The sequence below is a fragment of the Dinghuibacter sp. genome, from assembly GCF_035492835.1.
GTDB lineage: Bacteria > Bacteroidota > Bacteroidia > Chitinophagales > Chitinophagaceae > Dinghuibacter.
This window is the reverse complement of sequence record NZ_DATJIY010000202.1, coordinates 1-8,517: the sequence shown is the minus strand read 5'-3', so window position 1 is coordinate 8,517 and position 8,517 is coordinate 1. Positions and strand designations below refer to the sequence as shown.

Below are 8,517 nucleotides of genomic sequence, written 5' to 3'. Positions count from 1 at the left end.
AATATCTTATTACGATTTTATATCAACCGTAAAGATAACGTAATTAAAAAGTTTTTATTGTGCTGGTACAAAACTGGGTCAATCGTTTAAAGGCATTCTTAAGGGAATATGATCGAATTGTTATTTAGCTTTCAGCATTTCCGAATGCTAAGGTAGATATACACTATAAAATAAAATGCTAATTTTTTGGGGGCGGGGAGGGTTTTTTTCCCGTTTTAGGGTAACCATCCGGTCATAAAGGTATTTAGCCCTCCCTCCAGATTAGAATCCTTTAATCCGGGCCCCGTTGCCGGCGAATCGGGCGATCCCTAAAATGCAACCGCTCCGTAGGAATACGGGGCGGGCATGAGGATACTTGCTTAAGGAAAACTATGAACGGTTATAGGGACCAAAATAGTGGGGCGGATATGGATTAGAGACGGGCTGAGCCGGGGGAGGGCCAACAAAAAAAGTCAACTAGTATTACCGGAACTTGAACCGGGGATTAAATAATTGTAAAAAGAAGCGCAAAGGCTATTTTTGCGGAAATTTTGCCTGACATGGGTTTCAATTCTTTTGCGAAAATATTCATGCCCAAAGACCGGGTGTTTTACAATTTGTTCGAGGAGGTGGCGCACAACGTGCAGAAGATGGGGCAAAAACTGGTAGTGGTGGTGGGCGAACCCGATTTCGACGCCAGGCAGCAACTGATCCGGGACCTGGAGGACATGGAGCACGTCAATGACGAATTCACCCACCGCATTTTCACGGAGCTGGGGCGGAACTTTATCACGCCCTTCGACCGGGAGGACATCCATTACCTGGCGACGGCGCTGGATGACGTAGCCGACAACATCTTCTCTTCCGCGAAAAAAATCAACTTCTATCGCGTCGATCCATCCGATCCGGGGATTATAAAACTGGCCGACCTGATCAACCAGGGATGCGCCGAGCTGCAAAACGCCGTTTTGGAGCTCCGCAACATGAAAAACCTGCGAAAGATCACCGACGCCCTGGTCAGGATCAACAGCCTCGAGAACCAGGCGGACGATGTATACGATACGAGCATACAGCGGTTGTTCGCGACCGAGAATGACGCCAAGGAGGTCATCAAAAAACGGGATATTTTCCAGGTCCTGGAAATAGCCACCGACAAATGCGAAGACGTTGCCAACGTGATCGAGTCCATCATCGTCAAATACGCATAATCATGACCCTTTTGGTCATTATCATAATCCTGGCGGTTATTTTCGATTTCATCAACGGCTTCCACGACTCCGCCAACTCGATAGCCACCATCGTCTCGACCAAAGTGCTGAAGCCCTGGCAGGCAGTGATTTGGGCAGCGTTGTTCAACTTCATCGCCTTTTTTATTTTCCGGGACCATAAAGTCGCCAATACGATCGCCAAAACGGTCTATGAGCAATACATCGACCTCCACGTCATCCTGGCGGGAATCATCGCCGCGATCATCTGGAACCTGCTGACCTGGTGGTATGGTATTCCCTCCAGCTCTTCGCATACCCTTATCGGCGGTTTTATAGGGGCGGCGTTTGCCAAGGTAGGTTCGTGGAAGGTGGTCATTATGGCCAACCTCACCAAGACCGTCCTTTTTATTTTCCTGTCGCCGCTGATCGGCATGGTACTGGCGTTCCTCATCACCCTGGCGGTGGTCTGGACCAGCCGGAAGGCAAACCCTTATAAGGCCGACCGATGGTTCCGACGGCTCCAGTTGGCGTCCTCCGCGGCGTTCAGCCTGGGGCACGGAGGCAACGACGCCCAAAAGGTCATGGGACTGATCGCCGTGGCGCTGGCCTATCACAACGGCGTAAAATTCAATATTGCCGATATGCCCAACTGGGTACCCGTCGTCTGCTACTCCGCGATAGCCCTTGGGACAATGAGCGGCGGATGGCGAATCGTCAAAACCATGGGCACCCGGATCACGAAGGTGACGCCCCTGGAAGGCGTCTGCGCCGAAACGGCGGGAGCGAGCACCCTGATCCTCACCGAACAGCTGGGCATACCCGTCAGCACCACCCACACCATCGCCGGCGCCATCATGGGGGTCGGCGCCACCAAACGGCTGACCGCGGTACGCTGGGGCGTAACCGTTAACCTGCTGTGGGCATGGGTACTGACCATCCCCGTGAGCGCACTGATGGCGTCGGGTATCTATTTGCTGCTGCACCTGTTTTTTTAGTTATCTTACGGGGCCAAAAAAAGAAAAAACGCATGAAGGGAATCATACTGGCCGGCGGTTCCGGCACGAGGCTTCATCCGATCACCTACGCCATCAGCAAACAGATTATGCCGGTGTACGATAAGCCTATGATCTACTATCCCTTATCCACTCTCATGTTGGCCGGTATACAGGAAATCCTGATCATTTCCACGCCCCACGACCTGCCGATGTTCAAACGGCTCCTGGGTGACGGTTCGAACCTGGGGCTTTCCTTCACGTATGCGGAGCAGGCGGTACCCAATGGCCTGGCCCAGGCTTTCGTCATCGGGGAATCGTTTATCGGCAAGGACAAGGTCGCCCTGGTGTTGGGCGACAACATCTTTTACGGCGCCGGCCTGGGCAAACTGCTGGCGGCCAATACCAATCCCGACGGCGGCATCGTATATGCGTACCACGTAAGTGATCCGGAAAGGTATGGCGTCGTGTCTTTCGACGACAAGATGAAAGCGGTTTCCATCGAAGAAAAACCCGTCAAGCCCAAGAGCAGCTATGCGGTTCCGGGTCTTTACTTTTATGATAACGAGGTGGTGAGCATTGCCAGGAATCTGCAGCCTTCGCCCCGTGGAGAATACGAAATCACCGACGTCAACAAGACCTACCTGGAACGTGGCAAGCTCCAGGTCTCGATTCTCGACCGCGGTACGGCCTGGCTCGACACCGGCACGTTCGATTCCCTGATGCAGGCATCCCAGTTCGTCCAGGTGATCGAACAACGTCAAGGCATCAAGATCGCGTGTATCGAAGAGATCGCTTACCGGAAAGGCTTTATTTCCAGGGAGCAGCTGGTTAAGATCGCGCAGCCGCTCCTGAAAAGCGGGTATGGCCAGTACATCATGGGCCTCTTGGAAAAATAAGCTACCTTAGTTTACAAATTACTACGCCAGGTTATGCAAAAAATCCTAGTCACCGGGGGATGCGGTTATATCGGTGCCCATACGATCGTGGACCTTATCGAAAACGGTTATGACGTCGTCTCCGTGGACAACAATTCCCGCTCAACCCCGCAACTGCTTGCCGGTATCGAAAAGATCACGGGCAAAAAGGTCAAGAACTACAAGGTCGACCTGTGCAGCTATGACGATACGATGGCCGTGTTCCAGGAAAACCGCGACATAGCCGCTATCATCCATTTTGCCGCCTACAAGGCCGTCGGGGAATCCGTTGCGCAACCCCTCGCCTATTACGAAAATAACCTGCTGTCGCTCATCAACCTGTTGAAGTGCGCCTCGGAATTCAAGATCGAACACTTCGTCTTTTCTTCGTCTTGTACCGTATACGGTAATCCCGATCACATCCCGGTCACCGAAGAAACGCCCCAAAAAACGGCGGAGTCTCCCTATGGCGCCACCAAGCAAATGGGGGAAAGGATCATCGAGGATGTGGCAAAAACGGGTGCCGTAAAATCCATCCTGTTGCGGTATTTCAATCCGGTCGGCGCCCACCCCTCCATCGCCATCGGGGAGCTGCCCCTGGGCAAACCCGCCAACCTGGTGCCGGCGATCACCCAAACCGCCATCGGCAAGCTGCCGACCATGCAGGTTTTTGGTACGGATTACGACACCCGGGACGGGAGCTGTATCCGCGACTTTATCCACGTATCCGACATCGCTCACGCGCACACGCTGGCGGTAAACTATATGCTGGCCGGCAAGAACAAGGACAGCGTCGAGGTGTTCAACCTGGGCACCGGTAACGGCGTGACCGTTCTCGAAGCCATCAGGGCCTTTGAAAAGGTGAGCGGCGTCAAGCTCAACTATACCCTGGGTCCGCGGCGTCCGGGGGACGTGATCGCGATCTATGCCAACAACGACAAAGCGGTGGGCGTCCTGGGCTGGAACATCCGGTACAACCTGGATGAAATGATGAAAACGGCCTGGGAATGGGAATTGCGTTTGAAAGAGGACAAAACGCTCCATACCAGCCAGAATTTCCAACTCAACTAGCGGAATGTCCGCCGATTGCCGTAGGTTTGCCGTGCAAAACTGTAACAGGCATGTTAAAAGACATACAGGTACTCAACGAGAAGGAAACCCGGGGTGGTTTTGGGGAAGGTATCCTCGAAGCCGGCCGCAGGAACCCCAACGTAGTAGCCCTTACCGCTGACCTTCTGGGCTCCATGAAGCTCCAGGCCTTTATCAAGGAATTTCCCGAACGTTTTATCCAGGTAGGTATAGCCGAAGCCAATATGATCGGCATTTCTGCCGGTTTGACCATTGGCGGCAAGATCCCCTACGCCACGACCTTTGCCAATTTCGGCACCGGCCGCGTGTATGACCAGATCCGTCAATCGGTCGCCTATTCCGGCAAAAACGTAAAGATATGTTGCTCCCATGCAGGGTTGACCCTTGGTGAGGATGGAGCCACCCACCAGATCCTGGAGGACATCGGCATGATGAAGATGCTGCCTGGTATGACCGTGATCGTGCCTTGCGACTTCAACCAGACCAAAGCCGCCACCATGGCCATCGCCGACTACACCGGCCCCGTATACCTGCGTTTTGGCCGGCCCAAATGGCCCAACTTCACACCGGAAAATCAGGTATTCGAGATCGGAAAGGCACAAACCCTGTCCGAAGGCAAGGACATTTCCATCTTTGCATGCGGTCACCTGGTATGGAAGGCCATCGAAGCCGGCCGTATCCTCGAAGAGAAAGGGTATAGCGTCGAGCTGATCAACATCCACACGATCAAACCCCTGGACGTCGAAGCCGTCCGTGGCTCCATAGAAAAGACCGGCTGCGCCGTCACCTGCGAAGAACACAACATCATCGGCGGGTTGGGTGATAGCATTGCGCAGGTTGCCGCCCGTCATTTCCCGATCCCCATCGAATATGTGGGCACAAAAGACACCTTTGGTGAAAGCGGCAAGCCGGAAGACCTGCTGGTCAAGTACGGTCTCGATTCCGTCGATATCGTGGCCGCCGCGGAGAAGGCTATCGTTCGTAAGAAGAAATAGGTACAGAACGCTATACAAGGACCGCTCCGGGAGGGGCGGTCTTTTTATTGGGACAAGCTCTTAAACTTAGTTTTCCCCCGACCATCTAATGATAGTCGGAGATATTTTAGATATATTAGCACGGACTAAACCGGATGCATGGCTAACATCGCCGACGACAAAGAATTATTGCTACAATTTAAGGCTCCCGCCACGAAAGAGGCGGCGTTCACCCAAATTGTGCGGAAGTACCAGGAAAAGCTCTATTGGCATATCCGACGTATCGTGGTGGACCACGACGACGCCAACGACGTCCTCCAGAACGTCTGTATAAAAGTCTGGAAAAGCCTTGATAACTTTCGAGAAGACAGTCAATTATATACCTGGTTATATAGGATTGCCACCAACGAAAGCCTCACCTTCCTGGAACAGCAGAAGAAGCGGGCGGGTGTGTCTTTCAGTGACGTGGAAACGGGATTGAGCAATAAATTAAAAGCAGACCGGTATTTCGATCCCGGTAAGCTGGAATGGAAACTACAGCTGGCGATACAGACCTTGCCGGAGAAACAGCGCTTGGTTTTCAATCTAAGGTATTATGATGAAATGCCTTATGAGGAAATGAGCCGGGTACTGGACACCTCCGAAGGGGCGCTGAAGGCCAGCTATCACCATGCCGTAAAGAAAATCGAGGAGTTTATGCTCAATCATTAAACTTTTCTAATACCCTGAAGTCATATTTTGTTGTATGGTACACAGTGCGGACATAGGAATGGAATTGAAAGGGATATCAGAGGTGGTAGCCGGGTTGCCCCCGGTGACTCCCTTTGTCGTCCCGGAGGGATTCTTCGCGCACTTCCCGGAAAAGGTGCTGACCCTGGTCAGGAGCCTGGAAGGGGGAGCCGAAGAAGTGGGTCCTATGTTGTCCCCCGGTTTACGTGACCGGATTACACTCCAAGCACCGCCACCCGGCTATTTTGAAGGGTTCGCGGAAAACATGATGCAGCGCATCCGCGCTGAAGAAGCGGGAAGCCTTGCGGAAAACGGGAGCCTTGCGGCAGCGGCTGGCCCCGCGCGGGCGGAAGCCCCGGAGACCCCCGCCCTGCTGGAAGACCTCCGGAGGGCGGCTACCTTCCAGGCCCCCAAAGGCTATTTTGAGGGGCTGCCCGAGCGGATGCTGGCGCGAGCCAAAGCAGCCGACGCGATGACTGCGCCCCAGGGTAATGAAGCGCCCCAGGACGTCGACGAAGAACTGCGGGAGCTATCCCCCCTGTTGGCCTCGTACCCGCGGGTATACCCCGGTACGGTTCCGGCTGGATACTTCGAGGCGTTCGACCCGATGCGGGTTGGGACTCCCGTAGTAGTGATGCCGGAAAAGGCGACGCCGGAGACCGCCTCCGGAACCGGCGCACGGGTCCTCCCCATCACCGGTAGCCGTAGCTCCGTCCGCCAGATACTGGCCGCCGCGGTAACCGTGGGCGTTATGCTCACCAGCGGGGTATGGGGCTATCATATCTACCTGAGGCCGTCCTCGGATGTACAGAACGAAATCAACCTGAAATCGCCCGATCAACTCAATAGCGCCCTGGCCAAGGTTTCCGACCAGGCCATCATCGACTACCTGAAAAGCAACACGGATGTCAGTGACGCAGAACTGATCGCCAGCGAGGTCGATGACCAGCAACTTCAGAATGCCGTCGACAACGGAAAGACAGACAATGACAGCAAGGCTTCAGAATAAATTATAAACAGGACAGACGTCATGAAGAAGTGCCTCCTATTCTTATTACTCTTGACCACATCCGGCCTGGTCCGGACGCTGGCGCAAGCCCCAGCGGAGGAACAGCAGGGAGACCCGGCCGTCATGAAGCCACGACTGGAGAAATTAAAGATCACCTACATCGGTCAGCACCTCAACCTCACTCCCCAGGAATCGAGGGAGTTCTGGCCGGTATACTTTCAATACGAGAACGAGCTCCGCAGCGTCAGGACCAATGTAACCCTCGACCAGATTGCCAAGGAAGAGGCCATCCTGAACGTACACAAGCGGTACCAGAATCAATTCACGACGCTGATCGGCCGCAACCGGGCGAATTATGTCTTCCAATTGGAACACGACTTCAATGTGATGCTGATCAACCGTCTCCGGCCTAATCCGCACATGGGTATGCGTCGTGGTTTCTAAACCCGGCCCCTTTCCTTCAAGTTAATTTTGGTAAAAAAGGGGTGAATATTCGTTTATCGGTATATTCTTCTTTCATGCTCATTACCAATTGTTTTGCCCCTTTTGTAGGTAGTAAAATGACTGGTTAATTCCATTAGCAATTTTTGGAAACTAAATTATTTTTTCCATACATTTGCATATAGGTGTTTTTCATAGGTTAGCAACGGCCGACTCTTTCTAGGGTTGGCCTATTTTTTTACCAAAATTCCCTCCGCCCGACAATCAGACGGGGCCAGGGTTTCAGGACGCTAACTAATGTTAGTTTACAGCGAAACAGTAGGATACTTGACGTCGTGATAGAAAAGGAAGGTCCAGTGACCGTCTCCGCCTTCCTGCCACCATTGTTTGCGCAGCTCCATGCACTTCTTGCCGTCGTAGTCATATTTTGCGACAAAACGGTTCTTCATCTGGGATAGTTGTGGGGCGTCATCGCCCCCAAAGAATACGATTTGGCCATCTTCTTCCAGCCAGAGGACCTGGTGGTAGGGCGAGTGTCCGCCGGTCACCCAGTACCGTATTCCTGGCGCGATATCACCCTTGTCGCCGTCCAGCAACACGACCTTATCGGTGCCCTCCAAAGGACGCAGCTCGTCCGGAATGTAGGACGGCTCGCCCTTGTCCAGAGCGTATTGCAGCTCCCGGGCCTGCACGTAATATGTCGCCGACGGAAAGTTGAGCTGATACGCGCCCGTTATCAGATCTTTTGACGCAATACCCCCTGCGTGGTCCTTGTGCAGGTGACTCATTATAACCCTAGTTACGTCCAGCGGGTTGATCCCCGCATCGCTGAGATTTTGATGGATTTGTAGAATTCCGTTGACATCGCGGAACCCCAAACCGGTATCAAGCAAGATGATGTCGTTCCTTGTTATAACAACAAACGGTTGAACCTCCACCAGCAAAGACCCGGTTGGCCGCTGTTGCAGGTTGTCCGCCTTCAAGTCGAATGGTACAAATCTTTTCGTATGGTCTATCGTAAACGCCCCTTCGGACAACGGTATAATCTTCATGTCCACAAAGGTACGAACATCGCGCCACCACGTCGCCGTCGGGTCTTAATACGCGCGCGCCGAAGAGCATTGCCTTCGCGGCGACCTAAGCGCGTAGGCCGGGGAGTAGGGGTGTGGTGCCTCTTTT

At 53.4% G+C, this 8,517-nt stretch carries 9 protein-coding genes; 8 read left to right on the top strand and 1 reads right to left on the bottom strand.

Going from position 1 to position 8,517, the window contains the following annotated elements; genetic code table 11:
* Positions 1-539 precede the first annotated feature (539 nt).
* The 8 genes from VL547_RS19090 to VL547_RS19055 all read left to right on the top strand — a co-directional run bounded on the left by VL547_RS19090 (position 540) and on the right by VL547_RS19055 (position 7,341).
* Positions 540-1,187, top strand: a complete 648-nt coding sequence (locus VL547_RS19090) for a DUF47 domain-containing protein (protein WP_325580901.1) — start codon at positions 540-542, stop codon at positions 1,185-1,187.
* Between the two features lie 2 nt (positions 1,188-1,189).
* The gene (locus tag VL547_RS19085; protein WP_325580899.1) at positions 1,190-2,182 is read left to right on the top strand and encodes an inorganic phosphate transporter; all 993 of its coding nucleotides are present in this window, start codon (positions 1,190-1,192) and stop codon (positions 2,180-2,182) included.
* A 32-nt stretch (positions 2,183-2,214) separates the two neighbouring features.
* Positions 2,215-3,078 carry a glucose-1-phosphate thymidylyltransferase RfbA gene (gene rfbA, locus VL547_RS19080; RefSeq protein ID WP_325580897.1) on the top strand — a complete coding sequence of 288 codons (864 nt, stop codon included), beginning with the start codon at positions 2,215-2,217 and terminating at the stop codon, positions 3,076-3,078.
* Between the two features lie 33 nt (positions 3,079-3,111).
* The gene (gene galE / locus VL547_RS19075) at positions 3,112-4,167 is read left to right on the top strand and encodes a UDP-glucose 4-epimerase GalE (protein WP_325580895.1); all 1,056 of its coding nucleotides are present in this window, start codon (positions 3,112-3,114) and stop codon (positions 4,165-4,167) included.
* Positions 4,168-4,217: 50 nt separating this feature from the next.
* A complete protein-coding gene (locus tag VL547_RS19070; RefSeq protein WP_325580893.1) occupies positions 4,218-5,180 on the top strand; it encodes a transketolase family protein in 963 nt (320 codons plus the stop codon).
* A gap of 138 nt (positions 5,181-5,318) precedes the next feature.
* A complete protein-coding gene (locus tag VL547_RS19065) occupies positions 5,319-5,870 on the top strand; it encodes an RNA polymerase sigma factor (RefSeq protein WP_325580891.1) in 552 nt (183 codons plus the stop codon).
* Between the two features lie 34 nt (positions 5,871-5,904).
* Positions 5,905-6,897 (top strand): hypothetical protein, encoded by a 993-nt coding sequence (locus tag VL547_RS19060; RefSeq protein ID WP_325580889.1) that lies wholly within the window; start codon positions 5,905-5,907, stop codon positions 6,895-6,897.
* A 51-nt stretch (positions 6,898-6,948) separates the two neighbouring features.
* A complete protein-coding gene (locus tag VL547_RS19055; RefSeq protein WP_325580887.1) occupies positions 6,949-7,341 on the top strand; it encodes a hypothetical protein in 393 nt (130 codons plus the stop codon).
* A 302-nt stretch (positions 7,342-7,643) separates the two neighbouring features.
* On the opposite strand, the gene VL547_RS19050 is transcribed toward VL547_RS19055, so the two are convergent.
* Positions 7,644-8,390: an MBL fold metallo-hydrolase gene (locus VL547_RS19050; protein WP_325580885.1), complete on the bottom strand. Its 747-nt coding sequence runs from the start codon at positions 8,388-8,390 to the stop codon at positions 7,644-7,646.
* Positions 8,391-8,517 lie beyond the last annotated feature (127 nt).

Excerpts from the sequence above, each read along its gene's own strand:
- VL547_RS19090 (WP_325580901.1), top strand. The coding sequence starts at position 540 with ATGGGTTTCAATTCTTTTGCGAAAATATTCATGCCCAAAGACCGGGTG.
- galE (WP_325580895.1), top strand. The coding sequence starts at position 3,112 with ATGCAAAAAATCCTAGTCACCGGGGGATGCGGTTATATCGGTGCCCAT.
- VL547_RS19065 (WP_325580891.1), top strand. The coding sequence starts at position 5,319 with ATGGCTAACATCGCCGACGACAAAGAATTATTGCTACAATTTAAGGCT.
- VL547_RS19050 (WP_325580885.1), bottom strand. The coding sequence starts at position 8,390 with ATGAAGATTATACCGTTGTCCGAAGGGGCGTTTACGATAGACCATACG.
- VL547_RS19070 (WP_325580893.1), top strand. The coding sequence starts at position 4,218 with ATGTTAAAAGACATACAGGTACTCAACGAGAAGGAAACCCGGGGTGGT.
- rfbA (WP_325580897.1), top strand. The coding sequence starts at position 2,215 with ATGAAGGGAATCATACTGGCCGGCGGTTCCGGCACGAGGCTTCATCCG.
- VL547_RS19060 (WP_325580889.1), top strand. The coding sequence starts at position 5,905 with ATGGTACACAGTGCGGACATAGGAATGGAATTGAAAGGGATATCAGAG.
- VL547_RS19085 (WP_325580899.1), top strand. The coding sequence starts at position 1,190 with ATGACCCTTTTGGTCATTATCATAATCCTGGCGGTTATTTTCGATTTC.